Annotated in this window: 11 protein-coding genes; all 11 read right to left on the bottom strand. The window is 69.4% G+C overall.

The window, feature by feature from the left end:
* Positions 1-44 precede the first annotated feature (44 nt).
* The 11 genes from GA0070558_RS26620 to GA0070558_RS26670 all read right to left on the bottom strand — a co-directional run bounded on the left by GA0070558_RS26620 (position 45) and on the right by GA0070558_RS26670 (position 17,374).
* Positions 45-677, bottom strand: a complete 633-nt coding sequence (locus GA0070558_RS26620) for an HAD family hydrolase (RefSeq protein WP_218107110.1) — start codon at positions 675-677, stop codon at positions 45-47.
* A 31-nt stretch (positions 678-708) separates the two neighbouring features.
* A complete protein-coding gene (locus GA0070558_RS26625) occupies positions 709-1,764 on the bottom strand; it encodes a Gfo/Idh/MocA family protein (protein WP_218107111.1) in 1,056 nt (351 codons plus the stop codon).
* Positions 1,761-3,272 (bottom strand): GMC family oxidoreductase, encoded by a 1,512-nt coding sequence (locus GA0070558_RS26630; protein ID WP_091284626.1) that lies wholly within the window; start codon positions 3,270-3,272, stop codon positions 1,761-1,763. The genes GA0070558_RS26625 and GA0070558_RS26630 overlap by 4 nt, the downstream gene beginning before the upstream one ends.
* A 34-nt stretch (positions 3,273-3,306) precedes the next feature.
* A complete protein-coding gene (locus tag GA0070558_RS26635) occupies positions 3,307-4,113 on the bottom strand; it encodes an SDR family NAD(P)-dependent oxidoreductase (RefSeq protein ID WP_091284628.1) in 807 nt (268 codons plus the stop codon).
* Positions 4,110-5,291, bottom strand: coding sequence for a sedoheptulose 7-phosphate cyclase (locus tag GA0070558_RS26640; protein WP_218107112.1), 1,182 nt, complete (start codon positions 5,289-5,291; stop codon positions 4,110-4,112). The genes GA0070558_RS26635 and GA0070558_RS26640 overlap by 4 nt, the downstream gene beginning before the upstream one ends.
* Positions 5,292-6,027: 736 nt before the next feature.
* A complete protein-coding gene (locus GA0070558_RS26645; protein ID WP_091284630.1) occupies positions 6,028-10,833 on the bottom strand; it encodes a family 43 glycosylhydrolase in 4,806 nt (1,601 codons plus the stop codon).
* A gap of 236 nt (positions 10,834-11,069) precedes the next feature.
* Positions 11,070-12,098, bottom strand: a complete 1,029-nt coding sequence (locus tag GA0070558_RS26650; protein WP_043963296.1) for a LacI family DNA-binding transcriptional regulator — start codon at positions 12,096-12,098, stop codon at positions 11,070-11,072.
* 141 nt (positions 12,099-12,239) lie between these two features.
* On the bottom strand, positions 12,240-13,745 hold the full coding sequence (araA, locus tag GA0070558_RS26655; protein ID WP_077937653.1) for an L-arabinose isomerase: 1,506 nt from the start codon (positions 13,743-13,745) through the stop codon (positions 12,240-12,242).
* A gap of 28 nt (positions 13,746-13,773) precedes the next feature.
* Positions 13,774-14,766: a galactofuranose ABC transporter, permease protein YjfF gene (gene yjfF, locus GA0070558_RS26660; protein ID WP_077937652.1), complete on the bottom strand. Its 993-nt coding sequence runs from the start codon at positions 14,764-14,766 to the stop codon at positions 13,774-13,776.
* Positions 14,763-15,833 carry an ABC transporter permease gene (locus GA0070558_RS26665; protein ID WP_077937651.1) on the bottom strand — a complete coding sequence of 357 codons (1,071 nt, stop codon included), beginning with the start codon at positions 15,831-15,833 and terminating at the stop codon, positions 14,763-14,765. Before GA0070558_RS26665 ends, yjfF begins: the two co-directional genes overlap by 4 nt.
* Positions 15,830-17,374 carry a sugar ABC transporter ATP-binding protein gene (locus GA0070558_RS26670; RefSeq protein WP_077937650.1) on the bottom strand — a complete coding sequence of 515 codons (1,545 nt, stop codon included), beginning with the start codon at positions 17,372-17,374 and terminating at the stop codon, positions 15,830-15,832. Before GA0070558_RS26670 ends, GA0070558_RS26665 begins: the two co-directional genes overlap by 4 nt.
* Between the last annotated feature and the right edge of the window lie 16 nt (positions 17,375-17,390).

Below are 17,390 nucleotides of genomic sequence, written 5' to 3' on the forward strand. Positions count from 1 at the left end.
ACGGGAAAACACCAAGCCGCTGCAGAGCGAGCGCCTGCGCCGACTTACGAGACACCCGTGACCACGCGCCACGGTGGCGTGGTGGTCCGGATGTCGATCACCGCCATGCCGGCCCGTTCGGCGGCCAGGACTCCGTCGTCGCTGTCCTCGAACACCAGGCAGAGCTCCGGGTCCGTCTGAAGCTGTTCGGCAGCCAGTAGGAACAGGTCCGGCGCCGGCTTGCCCGCGACAACGTCCTCCCGGGCGACCAGCACGTCGAAGAGGCCGTCCAGCCCGGTGGCACGCATGCCCGCCTGGATCACGGCGCGGGATCCGCCGGAGGCCACTGCCAGTGGCACCCGACCCCGATTGCGCAACGCGACATCCACGACGGGCGACTTCACGGCGACGGTGTCGAGTTGGCTGAGGAAGAGCGCATCGCGCTCGCGTACGGCTTGCGCCGTGGACACTGGCAGCCCCCGACCGTGCGCCTTGACGAGCATTTCGATCATCTCGGCGGAGGAAACCCCGGCGTGGGCGACGAACCATGGTTCCGTCACGTCGATGCCGTACCCGGCAAGCATGCCGGACATGGCCCGATAGTTGGCCGACTGGGTGTCCACCAGGGTTCCGTCCCAATCGAAAATGAGGCACCCCACGTAGTCCGGTCCCGACAGGGTCCCGCTCGGCATCGTCATCGATCAAGTCTCCTTCCGCGGCCGGCACATATCAGCGCCACCTCAGCGACCCAGACACCTCATCGCCCCTGCCGTCAATCTTATCTATGGGAACCGCCGAGCCGGTGGCCGCAGATCTGAGCAGGGCGGCGCAGGCCGACACGGTTCCGATCGACTCGTTCAAGGAATGCGGGACGACCGCACCACGCCGCAGTGCCTCGCTGAACGCCGCCACCTCCTCCGCATAGTGGTCCCGGGCGTCGAGCGTCTCCTCGCGCGGGCCATCGGAGGTCCGAACGGTCAACCGTCCAGGCTCGTCACCCATGGCCCACGCATTGTGGACGGTGATACTTCCGGTGCCGCCTTGCAACTCGTACCAGGCTCGGGGTCCGTAGTCGATGCTGTAGTCGAGCACCGCGCGACGTCCCTCCCCGAAGTCGAGAACGCCGACCGCACTGGTCTCCACCGACTCGCCCGCGCGCACCGTGAACTGGGCATACGCGCTGATCGGCCGGTCATTGAAGAAGAGCCGAGCAACATCGACCGGGTAGCAACCGACATCCCACGTCGCCCCGCCGCCCAAGGCGGGATCGAGCCGGATGTTCCCACTACCACTGGGTATCTCAAAGGCGAAGCTGGCCCGAACGACCCGCAACTGTCCGATGATGCCCGACGCAAGCAACTCGGCAGCCCGACGCTGCTGTGGGTGGAAGCGGTACATGAACGCCTCCATCACCTGGCGGTCCGCGCGCTCGGCAGCCCGGGCGATGCGTTCGGCCTCGGCCACGCTCATTGCCAACGGCTTCTCCACCAACACGTGCTTACCGGCGGCCAATGCCCGTTCGCACCACTCGACATGCGCCGAGTTGGGCAACGCCACATAGATCGCGTCGATGTCCGGCGAGTCGAGCAGCGCCTGGTAGTCGGGATAGCCGGTCGCGTCGTACTCGTCGGCCAGGGCGGCTACCCGGTCGGCGTGCTGGGACCGGCCGGCCAACCCGACCAACCGGCAGTGCGGTTGGCCGGCGATGGCGGGCATGACCAGCCCTGCGATGTAGCTGGTGGCACCCAGAACACCCCATCGAATGATGCCGTCCGTCGTAGTCACGGCTGCTCCTCCTCGCCGATCATGGCGGCGGCCCGCTCAGCCACCGCGAACACCGCCGCCTGCACATTGCCGGTCACCATGGTCGGAATCACTGACGCATCGGCGACCCGCAGCCCCGAAACGCCGTGCACGCGGAGGCGGGGATCGACGACGGCAAGACGATCCGTTCCGAAACGGCACGTCCCGACGGGATGGAACTGGGTCTGCGCGCTGGCCCGTACGAACTGCTCACGCTCGCGACGGGTGGCGGGCCACTGCGGCGCGGTGGTGATCAGATCGGCGAGCGGTGAGGTCTCGGCAATCTCCTGGGCGATCCGCACCCCCTCGACGAGAGTCTCCAGATCCATGGGATCGGAGAGGTAGCGAGGATCGAGACAGGGGTGCTCATCCGGGTCCGCCGAGCGAAGCCACATTCGTCCTCGGCTCGATGGCCGGGTGACCGCAGGACCAATGGTGAACCCGCCACCGAGGTCCCTGGCGTGGTTGAGACCCAGCATCGGGGCGAAAGACAGTTGGATGTCCGGGGCGGGCAGTCCGGGCCGGCTGCTGATGAAGCCGCCGGCCTCCCCCAGGTTGGACTCCGGGGAAAGGGGGTGCGACCCTGCCGTCGGATACGACACCGCCACCTGGATGTGGTCGTGCAGGTTCTCGCCGACCCCGGGAAGATCCACGACGACGGAAATCCCATGGCCGCGTAACTGCTCGGCAGGTCCGATGCCAGACAGCAGGAGCAGTTGCGGGCTGGCAACGGCACCAGCGCAGAGAACCACCTCGCGCTCGCTGGTGGCGCACCGCGCCTCTCCCGCCCGGAGGTACTCGACCGCGGTGACTCGCCCACCGGAGATTCGGAGCCTACGCACAGTCGCATCGGAGCGCACCACCAGGTTCGCCCGCGCCCGGGCAGGTTCCAGGTATGCCGAAGCTGTGTGATGCCGCCGACGACCCACCCGGGTGGTCCGGTAGAACCCGACGCCCTCCTGGGCGCCGGCGTTGAAATCCTCGTTGTGGCGGAGCCCGCACTTCTGTGCCGCCTCGACGAAGGCAACGGCGAACGGGTGCGGCCGGCTGTTGGTCGCGATGCCGATGCTCCCGTAGCCGGGATACGGTGCACTGGATTCGATCTGGCGCAAGCTGCCCAGCACGATGTCGGCGGTCCAGAGATCGCCACCCCACCGACGCCACTCCTCATAATCGCAGGCGTTCCCGCGGATGTGGACCATCGCGTTGATGGCGCCGGACCCGCCAACCACCCGGCCACGCGGCCAGTCCAGTCGACGCCTGTTCAACTGCTCCTGCGGTTCAGTCCGGTACTGCCAGTCCAACGGACCGCCCAGCAACTGGTGCCAGGCCGACGGTCGGTGGATCCGCGGATCGTCGGCCGCCGGGCCCGCTTCCAACAGCAGGACCCTGTTGTGTGGATTCTCGGAAAGTCGCGCTGCGAGTACGCAGCCGGCCGTGCCGGCCCCGACGACGACATAGTCGAATCGTTCGGACGGTGCTGTGTTCATGGCTGGCTCCAGACTTCGTGTGCCCGATGGCCGCCTATACGGCGAGGAACCCGCCGTCGACCGCCAAGACCTGACCTGTGACGTAGGAGGCTGCGTCGGAGAGCAACCACAAGACCGTCCCGACGACCTCCTCCGGTCTGCCAACACGCCCGGCCGGGATCAGCTTCTTCCAGGCTGTCGCGCCCCCGACGGTGGCCTCAGAGGCCGCCAACATCGGCGTGTCGATGGGGCCGGGTGCCACCCCGTTGACCCGAATGCCGTCGACGGCATGCTCGATCGCGGCGATCCGGGTCAACGAGACGGCGGCATGCTTGGCCGCCACGTAGGCGGCCACCCCGGGGAAGACCGTCCGGAATCCGTGTACGGAGATGTTGTTGACGATCCGTCCGTATCCCTGGGACCTCATGACCAGCAGCTCCTGCTGCATACACAGCCAGAGACCCCGGACGTTGACCGCGAACGTCTCGTCGAACGCCTGCTCTGTGAGGTCGGCCATGCTACCGCCGTGCGCCACACCGGCGTTGTTGAAGGCGAAGTCGAGCCGCTCGTACGTCTCGACGGCAGTCCTGACCATGTGGCGCACCTGCTCCGTGTCGACAACGTCCGTCGGCACGAAGCATGCCTCCCCGCCTTGGCTTCGGATGCTCTTGACTACGGCATGGCCTCGTTCGGCGGAACGGGCAGCGACAACAACCTTCATGCCCAACGCCGCGAACACCTCCGCGGCGTGCTGACCGATCCCGGCGGTTCCGCCGGTCACCACCGCCACCCGCCCGGCGAACTGGGCGACATCCGCCCGCAAGGCGAGTGAAGCCGCTGCCTGCTCTGCCGCAGCACTCATGCGTGGCTCTCTGCGGAGGCGCCCCGCTCCTGGGAGTCGTCGACGCACTGAAGCATGACCGAGGCCACCTCGGCGAGCTCGCCGGGCGTCACGTCGTTGAGGAATCGTGCGGCACCGATGCGCGACATCACCGGGAGGTTCTGTGCGCCATCCCGGTGGCGAACGGTGTCGCTGAGGGCCGCCCACAGCAGATCGACATCCCCGAACGACGGGTGCCACACCGGTAGACCGAGGCGGCGCGCGACCCGGATCACCCGGTCGACGTCGGAACGACTGAGGAAGCCACGGCGCAGGGCCAACACGGCGGAGAAGATGCAGTCCAGCGCCACAGCCTCGCCGTGCAGCAACTCGGGGAGGGCACGCATCTCGACCAGTGGGCTGAACGAGTGCCCGTAGTCGACGGCCCGGATGAGGTTCCTCTCCCAGAGATTGGGCTCCAGTTCCTCGACCATCCCCTGGATGGACCTACGGATGACCTCGTCGGCCACGCCCGGCCGCTGGAACCGTTGGTCGATCAGGTCGGCTCCGTGTTCTTCCAACAGCTCGAAGAGCATCAGGTCCTTGATCAGGGACATCTTGAGGATCTCACCCATGCCGTTGCGCAACTGTCGTTCTGGCACGGTCTCCAGGAACTTCCGGTCGATAAGGGTGCGCGGCGGCGGGCTGTAGGATCCCAGCCGATTGCGGTATCCCTCGAAGTTGACGCCGGTCTTCGCGGCCACGCTGACATCGACCTGGCCGAGCAGCGTGGTGGGCACCCGGACATAGGGGATCCCTCGACGGTAGAGACTCGCGGCGAGACCCACCACGTCGAGCATGACGCCGCCGCCGATCGCGATCGGGGGGTTGCTCACCCGCTGGGTTCCTGCGGCATTGAGCGCGCTGAGCACGTCGAGCACCTGGTCCATGCCCTTGTGCTGCTCGGAGCCATTGAGCACGAACAGGTTGATCTCGACCCGGTTCGCTTCGAAGTACGCCTTGATCTGGTCGCCGTAGAATCGTGCGATCGCATCGTCGACAACCACGACCCGAGGCGCATTGCTCGCGGCATTGTCGAGCCGTCGGAGGAGACTCTGATTCTGCGGGTCCAGCAATCCGACACTCTCCACAACCTCATACCGGACCGGCAGGGTGGCACTGATCTCCCACTGCGCCGAACGCATCGAAACCTGACTCATCACACCCCCTCGCTGACGCTTTTTGAATGCCGCCGCGTTCGTCGGAGATCGCGCAGCATCGCATGACACCCAGTGTTTTTCGAGACACATTCCCGACTGTTCCTGCCCGGTCGCGCATCGGCCGCTGGCGAGCGAACAACTCGAACAAAACGGAGTTTAGGTAACAGGAACAGGTGCGTCAAGTAACTTAAGGTGACGACTATTGCACTGAATGCCCTATTTGATGGCATCCTGCGGATGGGCGGCGGCTGCGCCGCCACCCATCAGGACTGCACCCCCGCCTGGGGCGCGGCCAGGCATTCGCCCAGCTAAAACGCCTTCCATTGCCCCCCTCCCAACCCCCGACCGAGATCAGTTGTGAATACTCGCACAGCTTGGCAACTGACCCAAATTCGTGAAAGGAGATGCCCTTGAAAGCCTCCCGACAACTCCGCAGGCGCCCACAATTCACGCAGGCGAAAGAATCGTCTAATTTCCGAGAAACAACGATCGAGAACCACCCGCCTACACAACGGCGATGGACACCGACGCCGAACTCGATGTTAATGCCATGCCCCGGTTTTGATGGAGATGGGATTATCTCTCTTCCTGATTCGCACCGGCCCGGCGGGTCGCTTCACCCCATACGTCGCGACACCCGCGGCAAGCGGCGGGGCCCGGTCGCTCCGCACGGCTCGAAGGCCACCTCCCGTCTCCCGGAAGGTGGCCTTCGAGCTGCCCAGACGTCGAACCCCGGCTACTTGCGGGCGACCTTCGCGGTCTCCTTCGACGTGGCCGTGCCGGGCTGCAGGTCCGAACGGGTGGCCGTCACCCGCACTGAGAGCCGGTACCCGACGTCGGCGGCCTTGGGCACGTACGACTTGCCGGTGGCCCCGGCAATGACCTTGCCGCCACGCAGCCACTGGTAGGAGAAGGTGAGCTTCTTCTCGTCCCACTTGCCCGGGTCGGCGGTGAGGGTCTTGCCGACCTTGGCCGTCCCGCTGACCGACGGGAGCTTGGTGGCCTCGGCGGGGTCGCCCAGCGCGGGCACGTTGAGGGCCCGCTCACGGCTGACGTTGCCGGCCACGTCGTACGCCCGGTAGCGGATCACGTGGGCGCAGCTGTCGATCCGGGCCGGGGCCAGGTACGGCTGCCAGGCACCCTTGTCGATCCGGTACTCGATGCGGGCCACGCCGGAGTCGACGTCGCTGGCGTTGACCACGAACTTGCGCTCCACCAGGTACGCCTGCACGGTCGGGGCGGTCTCGTCCACCTTGACCTGGAGCGACCACGCGTCGCTCCAGAAGAGGTTGACGCCCTGGGCCCGGTAGTCGACGCGGTGGCTGCCGGCCGGCAGGTCCACCGGCTCGCGGTACGGGAACCAGCCGCCGCCGTCGATCTGGTACTCGACCAGCTTCACCTTGTCACCGGCGGTGATGGTCAGGGCGGCGTCCGCGCCGTACCATCCGTCGGCCCCCGCGTCGGAGACCGTCGCCTTCGGCTGCCCGCCCTCGTAGCGCAGCGGGTCGACGCTGCCCAGCGTCGGGACGACCTTCCTGATGGCGCCGTCCGCGTCGAAGTACAGCCGGTCGATCGTGGTCTCCCGGTGCGTGCCGTCGCCGCCGGGGATGCCGAACCGGTGGTACGCGATGTACCAGTCGTCGGTGCCCGGCACCTGCAGGATCGAGTGGTGCCCGGTGCCGAGGATGCCCTGGCTCGGATCCTTGGTGAGGATCTCCCCCTTGGCGGTGAACGGCCCCAGCGGGCTGGTGCCGGTGCCGTAACCGACGCGGTAGTTCTCGCTGCCCGTGTCGTCGATCGACCAGGACAGGTAGTAGGTCCCGGCGCGCTTGTGCATGAACAGGCCCTCGCGGAAGTCCGTGAGGCCGGTGAGCCGCACCCGCTTGGCGACGTCGTAGGAGACCATGTCGTCGTTGAGCGGGACCACGTACGGGGTGCCGTTGCCCCAGTAGAGGTAGCTCTGCCCGTCGTCGTCGGTGAAGACCGCCGGGTCGATCTGCTGGGCGTTGCCGTAGTCGGCCTTGCTCACCAGCGGCTTGCCGATGGGGTCGACGAACGGCCCGAGCGGCGAGTCGGCGACGGCGACGCCGATGTTCTGCTGCGCCGAGAAGTAGAAGTAGTACTTGCCGTTCTTCTCGATCGCGGCGGGCGCCCACGCGTTGCTGTCGGCCCAGGTGATGTCCGGCCCGAGGTCGAGGATCGTGTCGTGGCCGGTCCAGTCGACCAGGTTGCGGCTCGACCAGACGGTGAACTTCGAGCTGCCCCAGCCGGGGAAGCCGTCGGTGGTGGCGTAGATGTAGTAGGTGTCGCCGAACCGGACGATGTTCGGGTCGGCGTTGAAGCCGGGCAGCACCGGCGAGCGCATCTGCACCGTCCGCACGGTCCACTCGCGGGTCGCCCCGGCCGCGCTGGTCACGGTCAGCGTCACCGGCTGCGAGTAGTCCCGGGCGCCGCCGGGCGTGACGGTCGAGGTCGGCGCGACCACGTACGTCGGGGCGAGGGCGGTCACGTCGGTGCCCGGCTTGACCGGCAGCGTGATGGTGCTGCTGGCGGCGTCGATGATCGCGGGGACCTTGAGGCTGTCGAGTTCGACCGCCACGACGCTGGTGCCGTTGGAGCCCAGCGCGGCGACCTCGCCGTCGGTGAGCGCCCGGTTGTAGAGGGAGAAGTCGCGTACCCGGCCCTTGAGGTACTTGTCGGCGGCGTACTGGGAGCGGCCGATGTAGTTGGCCGTGGTGCGGCCGCCGCCGATGTCGCCGGGGCGGTGGGTCAGCCCGGTCTTCTCGGCGACCCGCACCCCGTCGAGGTAGATCCGGGCGGTGCCGGCCGAGTTCAGGGTGTACGTGAGGGTCTTCCACACGCCCCGGGGGACGGCGCTGCCGCCGGTGACGGTCTGCTCGCCGGTCCAGTTGCCCAGGCTGATCGAGGTCCGGTAGTTGTTGCCGCTGGTGAACAGGTAGCCGTTGCCGACGCCGTCGGAGTCGGTGTTGCCCAGCCCCCAGATGAAGTACGGCGTGGCCTGGTCGGTGGCCATCTTCACGTCCATCGACACGGTGATCTCGTCGAGGCCGGCCATGATGTTGTCGGGCAGGTCGACGTGGCCGTTGGTCCCGCCGAGGGCGAGGCTGCCGTCGCCCCAGGTCGCGTCGCCGGCCAGCTTCGCGTCGTAGCCGTTGCCGGAGTCGTCGGTGACGGTGGTGCCGCTGGCCTGGTCGAGCGCGTAGTGGGCGACGACGCCGTCGGCGTTGGCGCGTACCGGCGGCGGCGCGTCGTTGAGGGCGTCGAGCTCCTTTTTGGTGACCGGGATGACGGTGCCGTGCCGGGGGCTGGCGGGCAGGTCGTAGGAGGCCGGCACCTTCCAGTCCGGGTTCTCCAGGTCGTCGGTGCCCAGCGGGATGTAGCCCCGGCCGCCGTACTCGTCGACGAACAGGTAGTACTTCGAGCCGGAGGTGTCGCCCGGGTTGGCCTTGAAGACCGTGGGCCCCTCGACGGCGGAGGTGCCGGCGTCGCGGCCGATGCAGGAGTCGAGCACCGTCCAAGAGGGCTTGCCGGGCAGGTCGGCGGCGGTCAGCGAGGGCGACTTCTCCTGGATGATGTCGGAGCAGCCGGTGCCGCCGCCGCCCTCGTCCTTGGTGAACCGGTAGTAGGTGTCGCCCTCCCGGATCACCGTGGAGTCGATGCGGGAGTCACCCGGGTCCTGCCAGATCGTCGGCTGGCTGAACGTGACGAAGTCACGGGTCGTCGCGGCGAGCATCCGGTTGTACGTGTTGCCGGTGTGGTTCGGGTCGTTCTCCGCGTAGAGCTTCGAGGCCCAGAAGACGAGGTACTCGCCCCGGGCGGCGTCCCAGTACGCCTCCGGCGCCCAGGTGTTGCCGGCGGTGGGCGGGGAGATCAGGATGTGCCGCTGCTCCGACCAGTTCACCAGGTCGGTGGACTCCCAGACCTCCAGGTACCGGCTGCCCTGGCGCTGCGCGACGTCCCAGTTGCCGTTGCGGCCGATGGACAGGTCGGTGGCGATGAGGAAGAACCGGTCCCCCTCGGGGCTGCGGATCAGGAACGGGTCCCGCAGGCCCAGGGTGCCGAACGTCGACTCCAGCTTCGGCTGGCCGCCGTTGACCTCGGTCCACCGCAGGGCGTTGTTGCCCTGGCTGGCCGCGAAGTAGATCTTCTCCCCGGCGATGGAGTTGCCGGTGAAGTAGCTGAAGGCGTAGCCGGCGTAGGGGGCGGCCTCGGGCAGCTCGCGGACGGTCAGTTCGATGGCCCGCTCGGCGGTGGCCGTGCCGACGGTGACGGTCGCGGTCACGGTGACCTTGACGTCGCCCGCCCCGTGCGCGGGGCGCTTGACGATGCCGTCGGGGCTGACGACGTCCGGGCTGGCGGAGCGCCAGGCGACGGTCGCGCCGTTGCTCCCGGTGCTCGGCATGGTGAGGTTGCCGCGCACGTCGCCGGCGTTCACGAGCGAGAGGGCGGCGGCGGCCGCGTCGGCCCGCGTCTGGTCGGTCTCGTCGGGCAGGACGGTGGCGGTGAACGCCTTGGTGTCGCTGCTGCCGCCCCGGCTGACGGTCGCGGTGAGGGTGACCGTGGCGGGCCCGTCGGCGGGGGCGGGGCGGGTCACCTCGCCGGTCGCGCTGATGGTGCCGGGGGCGCTGGAGGACCAGGCGATCGCCGACCCGTACGTGCCGGTGGCGGGCAGGGTGAGCTTCCCGGTCACGGCCGAGAGGTCGCCCAGGTCGAGGGCGGCGGTGTCGCCGGCGACGCGGGTGGCGTCGGGCAGCGCGATGGCGGCCACCTCGTCGGCGGGCAGCGCGCGGTCGTAGATGCGGAAGTTGGCCACCCGGCCCTTGAGGTAGCGGTCCGCGGCGTAGTTGGAGCGGCCGAGGTTGTTGTTGGTCGTCGTGCCGTTGCCGACGGCGCTGGGCAGCACGGTGACGCCGGTGTTCTGCGCGACCTGCACGCCGTCCTCGTAGAGGGTGCCGGTGGTGCCGGTCTGCGTGTAGGTGACGGACTTCCACACGCCCCGGGTGAGGTTCGCGCCCTTGCCGGTCACCTTCTCGCCGGACCAGTTGGTGGTGGTGATGGCGGTGCGGAAGGCGTCGCCGCTGGTGAACAGGTAGCCGGTGCCGGAGTTCGAGGTCGCCGGGTTGCCGAGGCCCCAGATGAAGTACGGGGTCTGCTGCGTGGGGTCGACGAGCACGTCGACGGCGACGGTGATCGACGACAGCCCGGCCATGATGTTGTCGGGCAGCTTGACGTGGTCGTCGACGCCGTCGAGGACGAGACCGCCCTGGCCGGTCCAGGTGCCGCCGCCGGTGAGCGTGCCGTCGTTGCCCCGGCCGGAGCTGTCGGTGACGGTCGTGCCGGTGGTCTGCGTCAGGTCGTAGCGCACCAGCAGGCCGTCGGTCACGTCGGCGGCGGCCGGCGCGGCGGTGGCGGGCAGCAGACCGGCGACCAGGGCGAGGAGCGTCCCGGCGACGAGGGGCCGGGCCCGGCGCCGGGTGCGGGACGGGAAGGAGGATCGCGGTTCCGGGGGAGCTTCGCGCATGGGGTTCCCTCGTGGTGGCGGGGGTGTGAGCGTTAACAAGCCCGAATTCTCGGCGCTACAAAACCCCGGAGTCAAGGGCCCTACCAGGCACAACGCTGGGTATGTGCGCGCTAACAGGACTCACTGCGCCGTCACGGGTCGGGCGGCCACGGGTCCGGAGCCGGCGGGCCCTCGCGGCGCGCCGGCACGGCGAGGACCGGCGCGGCCCTCGCGGCGCACCGGATCCGGACGTGCGGTCAGCCCTTCCGGCCGCCGCTGCTCGCGCGTACGACGAGCTGCGGCTCGACCTGCGGATGCGGGAAGCGCCCCGCCGGGCCGTCGGCGTCGAACAGCTCCAGCAGGGCCGCCACGCACCGGCGGCCCACCTCGTCGAAGTCCTGCCGCACCGTGGTCAGCGGCGGCGAGAGGTATTCGGCCTCGGGGATGTCGTCGAACCCGACCACGCTGACGTCCTCCGGAACCCGCACGCCGCGCTGGTGCAGCGCCCGCAGCAGGCCGAGCGCCTGGTGGTCGTTGGCGCAGAACACGGCCGTCACGTCCGGGCGGTCGACCAGCGACTGCCCGATCTCGTAGCCCGCCCGGGGGCTCCAGTCGCCGACGAGGACCGGCGGGACGGACCGCCCGGCCTGCTCCAGCGCCAACCGCCACCCGTCGACGCGGTCGCGGGCCTCCAGCCAGTCCCGGGGGCCGGCGATGTGCCACACCGTCTCGTGCCCGAGGGACAGCAGGTGCTCCACGGCCAGCCGGGCCCCGGCGACCTGGTCGACGGAGATGCTCGGCAGCTCCCGGGCGCCGCCGCTCGACTCGACCACCACGGCGGGCACGCCGGTGGGCAGGCCGTGCACGGCCACCGCCGCCGTCATCATCGGGGCGATGACGACCACCCCCGCCACCGACTGCTCGGTGAGGGCGTCGATCGCCGACCGCATCCCGGCCCGGTCGAGCTGTTCCAGGGTGACGATGCTGATGCCGTACCCCGCCGCGCGGGCGGCGCGCTCGATGCCGAGCAGGGTCGCCGCCGGGCCGTAGAGGATGGTGTCGAAGCTGACCACACCGATGACCCGGGAGCGCCGCCCGGCCAGCCCTCGGGCCAGGGCGTTGGGCCGGTAGTTGAGCTGGTGCACCGCGCGCATCACCCGCTCGCGGGTCTCCTGCCGGACGCTCGGGTGGTTGTTGAGCACCCGCGACACCGTCTGGTGCGAGACACCGGCGAGCCGGGCGACGTCGTTCATCACCGCCGCGCGTGCGGCCGGCTGCTGACCCATGGCAACTCCCCTCGTGGCCATCGTAGCCCGTCGTGATCAACAAGACGGGCGGTCAGGCTCGCTGCGCGGACGGTGTGTCCGGCGTGCTCCCGCCTCGGGACCACGCCGGACACCCCGGTCGTACGGTCGACCGGTCGAGCCTCAGAAGCCCCTGGCCAACCGGTAGTAGGCCTGGTTCCACCGCAACTCGTTCGTCAGCCCACGGGTGGTCGTCTCCGCGTCGATGACGACCAGCTCGGTGGCGACCATCTCGGCCAGGTCGTGCAGTTCCTCGACCCCGACGGCCTGCGACAGCACCGTGTGGTGCGGCGCGCCCGCCGTGAGCCAGGCCTCCGCCGAGCCGGCCAGGTCCGGCCGGGGCCGCCACACCGCGCGGGCCACCGGCAGCTTCGGCAGCGGCTGCGGCGGGACGATCACGTCGATCTCGTTGGCGACCAGCCGGAACCGCTCCCCCATGTCGGCCAGTCCCAGCACCACGGCGGGCCCCGCCTGGGCGTCGAACACCAGGCGCACCGGGTCCTCGCGGCCGCCGATGCCCAGCGGGTGGATCTCCACGGCGGGCGTGTCGGCGGCGATGGTCGGGCAGACCTCCAGCATGTGCGCGCCGAGGACCACCTCCTGCCCCGGCGTGAGGTCGTAGGTGTAGTCCTCCATGAAGGACGTGCCGCCCGTGGTGCCCACCGACATCGCCTTGAGCGTGCGCACCAGCACCGAGGTCTTCCAGTCGCCCTCGCCGCCGAAGCCGTAGCCGTCGGCCATCAGCCGCTGCACCGCGATCCCCGGCAGCTGCCGCAGCCCGCCGAGGTCCTCGAAGTTCGTGGTGAACGCGCGGAACCCACCCGCGTCGAGGAAGTCGCGCAGGCCCGCCTCGATCCGCGCGGCGTAGCGCAGCGAGTCGTGCCGCTCGCCGCCGGCCCGCAGCTCGGCGACGAGCCGGTAGCTGTCGTCGTACTCCTTGACCAGCTCGTCGATGCGCGAGTCCGCCACCGCGTCCACGGCCGCCACCAGGTCGTTCACGCCGTACGTGTTGACCGAGACGCCGAAGCGCAGCTCCGCCTCGACCTTGTCGCCCTCGGTCACCGCCACGTTGCGCATGTTGTCGCCGAAGCGCGCCAGCCGCAGCGAGCGCATCTCCGCGTGCCCGATCGCCGCCCGGGTCCACGCCCCGATGCGGGCGGTGACGCTCGGGTTGCTGACGTGCCCCGCGACGGTCTTGCGGGCCACCCCCAGCCGGGTCTGGACGAACCCGAACTCCCGGTCGCCGTGGGCGGCCTGGTTGAGGTTCATGAAGTCCATGTCGATGTCGGACCAGGGCAGCGCCACGTTGGCCTGCGTGTGCAGGTGCAGCAGCGGAGTGCGCAGCGCGTCCAGGCCGGAGATCCACATCTTGGCCGGGGAGAAGGTGTGCATCCAGGCGATCACCCCGACCGCGCCCTGGACGGCCGCGTCACGGCACACGGCCAGGATGTCGGCGCTGGAGGTGAGCACCGGCTTCCAGACCACCCGGGCGGGGATGGCCGGGTCGGCGTCGAGCTGCGCCGCGATCTGCCGGGACTGGTCGGCCACCTGACGCAGGGTCTCCGGGCCGTACAGGCCCTGGCTGCCGGTGAGGAACCAGACCTCGGCGGCCGGGGATGGGTTGGTCATGGGGTTGCCTTCCGGTGTACTGGGGTGGTCACTTCTTGCGGATGCCGACGAGGCGCTGGAGGAGGATGAACGCGAACAGCAGGCCACCGATCACGATCTTGGTCCACCAGGAGCTGAGGCTGCCGTCGAAGGTGATCAGCGTCTGGATCACCCCCAGCACGAGGACGCCCAGCAGGGTGCCGAACACGTAGCCGGAGCCGCCCGTGAGCAGGGTCCCGCCGATGACGACGGCGGCGATCGTGTCCAGCTCCATGCCGACGGCGATCAGCGGGGCGCCGGACAGCGTGTAGAACGACAGCAGGATGCCGCCGATGGCCGAGCAGAGCCCGCTGATCGTGTAGACGGCGATCTTCGTGCGCCCTACGGGCAGGCCCATGAGCAGCGCCGACTGCTGGTTGCCGCCGATGGCGTACACGTTGCGGCCCAGCCGGGTGTACGCCAGCGTGTACGCCGCGACCGCCACCACGGCGAGGGCGACCAGGACGCTCACGGTCACGAAGTTCTCGCCGATGCGGATGCGCTCCTGCGCCGCCGAGGTCCAGAACCCGTCGGTGATCGGGATGGACGTCGAGCTGATCCAGGTGCACATGCCCCGGGCGAAGAACATACCGGCGAGGGTGACGATGAACGGCTGGATGTCGAAGAAGTGGATGACGCAGCCCATCGCGAACCCGAGGGTGGGGCCGATGAGCAGCGCGATCAGGAGCACCAGCGCGGGGTGCACGCCGTCGCCGAGCAGCGACGCCGACACCATCGCGGTCATCGCCACCACCGAGCCGACCGACAGGTCGATGCCGCCGGTCAGGATGACGAAGGTCATGCCGACCGCGACGACGAGCAGGAAGCCGTTGTCGATGAAGATGTTGAAGACGACCTGGATGTTGGAGAAGGCGCGGTACTGCGAGACGCCGATGCCGTACATCACCAGCAGCAGGGCCAGGGTGGCCAGCACCGGCACCTGCCGCTGCGGCACCCGCCACCAGGCCCGTGGGCCTCGCGCGGCCAGGGGGGTCGTGGTCATGCCGGAACCTGCTCCTTCTGCTTCTCGACGGGCGCCGCCGGGGGCACCCCCGGTGCCTGCCGGCGCCGGAACCGGGCGCGGAACGCCGGCGCCTGGATGAGGCAGACCGCGATCACCACGACCGCCTTGAACAGCAGGGCCGTCTGCGGGTCGATGTTCATGGCGTACACCGAGGTGGTCAGGGTCTGGATGATCAGCGCGCCGACGATGGTGCCGCTGAGGTAGAACCGGCCACCGACCAGCGACGTGCCGCCGATGACCACGGCGAGGATCGCGTCGAGTTCGACCCAGAGGCCGACGGCGTTGCCGTCGGCGCTGGAGACGTTCGCCGTCATCATGAACCCGGCGACGGCGGCGCAGGCGGCGCTCACCACGTACACCAGGAAGGTGATCCGCCGCGAGCGCACGCCCGCCAACCGGCTGGCCTCGGCGTTGCCGCCGACCGCCTCGATGATCATGCCGAGGGCGGTGCGGCGGGTCAGCAGCGCCACGACCAGGGTCACCGCGAGGGCGATGATGATCGCGAACGGCAGCGTGAGCAGGTGCCCGACCCCGATCGTCTTGTACGGCTCGCTGTTGATCGTGATGATCTGCCCGGAGGTGACCAACTGGGCCAGGCCCCGGCCGGCGACCATCAGGATCAGCGTGGCGATGATCGGTTGGATGCCTATCCCGGCGACCAGGATCCCGTTCCACGCGCCGAGCAGCAAGGCGATGCCGAACGCGATCGCCACCGCGGTGAGCACCCCGCCGAGGCTGTTCTGGTCGGGCTGCTCGCTGATGTAGAGGCAGGCTATCGCGCCGCACACGGCGGCCACGGAGCCCACGGACAGGTCGATGCCGCCGGTGGCGATCACCAGGGACATGCCCAGCGCGACCAGGATGAGCGGGGCGCTGAGCCGGAGGATGTCGATGAGGCTGCCGTAGAGGTGGCCGTTCTTCAGCTCGACCGACAGGAAGCTCGGCCGGTAGACGGTGTTCGCCGCCAGCAGCACCACCAGCACGACCAGGGGCCAGAACAGCCGGTGGCCGGTGACGCCCGCGAGGCGGGTACGCGCAGTGCTCATACCTTCTCCAGCCCTTCCTGCTCCGCGCCGCTGGCGATGGCCCGCATCACGCGGTCGGCGTCGAGGGTGTCGTCGTTGTCGAGCTGGGCGACCAGCCGCCGGTCGCGCATCACGACGACCTTGTGGCTGAGCCGCAGCACCTCCTCCAGCTCGGCGGAGATGAACAACACCGCCATTCCGCCGTCGGAGAGCTGCGCCACGAGGCGCTGGATCTCGGTCTTCGCGCCGATGTCGATGCCCCGGGTCGGCTCGTCCAGGATCAGCAGCCGCGGCTCGGTGATCAGCCACCGGGCGAGCAGCACCTTCTGCTGGTTGCCGCCGGAGAGGTTGCGCACCGGCATGTCGGGGTTGGCCGGGCGGATGCTCAGCGCCTTGATGTAGCGCTCGACCAGCTCGTCCTGCTTGCGCCGGGGCACGGGCCGCAGCCAGCCCCGGGCGGCCTGCATGGCCAGGATGATGTTCTCCCGCACCGACAGCTCGCCCACCAGGCCCTCGGTGCGGCGGTTCTCCGAGCAGAAGGCGACGCCCCGGTCGATCGCGGCCACCGGATTGCGGATCGTGGCGGGCGCGCCGTCGACCGCGAGCCGGCCCTGGTCGGCGCGGTCCGCGCCGAAGAACAGCCGGGCGACCTCGGTACGCCCCGACCCGAGCAGTCCGGCCAGCCCGACGACCTCGCCGGCGTGGATGGTGAGGCTGAACGGCGCGACCGAGCCGGTGCGGCCCAGCCCGTCCGCCGCCACGAAGGGCTCCCCCGCGGCGATCGCCGCGCGGTCCCGGTCGGTCTCGGAATCGAGGCGCTCCAGCGCGTCGAGCTCCTTGCCGATCATCTTCTCCACGAGGGCGATCTGCGGCAGCTCGGCCGTCGGGTACTCGCCGACGAGGCGGCCGTTGCGCAGCACGGTGATCCGGTCGGCGATGCCGTACACCTGGTCGAGGAAGTGGGTGACGAAGACGATCGCGATGCCGTCGTCGCGCAGCTGGCGCATGATCCGCATCAGCTGGGCCACCTCGTCGGCATCGAGGCTGGAGGTGGGCTCGTCGAGGATCAGCACTCGGGCGTTCACGTCGACGGCGCGGGCGATGGCCACCATCTGCTGGACCGCGAGGGAGTAGCTGCCGAGCAGCTCGGTGACGTCGATGTGCAGGTCGATGCGAGCCAGCAGCTCCTTGGCCCGACGGCGCATCTCGCGCCAGTTGACGGACCCGAGCCGGCGCGGCTCGCGGCCGATGAAGATGTTCTCCGCCACCGACAGGTTCGGCAGGAGGTTGACCTCCTGGTAGACGGTGCTCACCCCGGCCGCGGTGGCCTGCATCGGCCCGGCGAAGGAGACCTGCTGACCGTCGAGGGTGATCGTGCCGGCGTCCGTGCTGTAGACACCCGTCAGCACCTTGATGAGGGTGGACTTCCCGGCGCCGTTCTCGCCCATCAGGGCATGGACCTCGCCGGGGAAGAGGCGGAAGTCGACACCGTTGAGGGCGCGTACTCCCGGGAAGATCTTGCTGATCGCGGTCATCGTCAGGACCGGATGCCTCTGCGACATCTGACCAGGCCTTTCG

The organism is Micromonospora haikouensis (genome assembly GCF_900091595.1).
Taxonomy (GTDB): Bacteria; Actinomycetota; Actinomycetes; order Mycobacteriales; family Micromonosporaceae; genus Micromonospora; species Micromonospora haikouensis.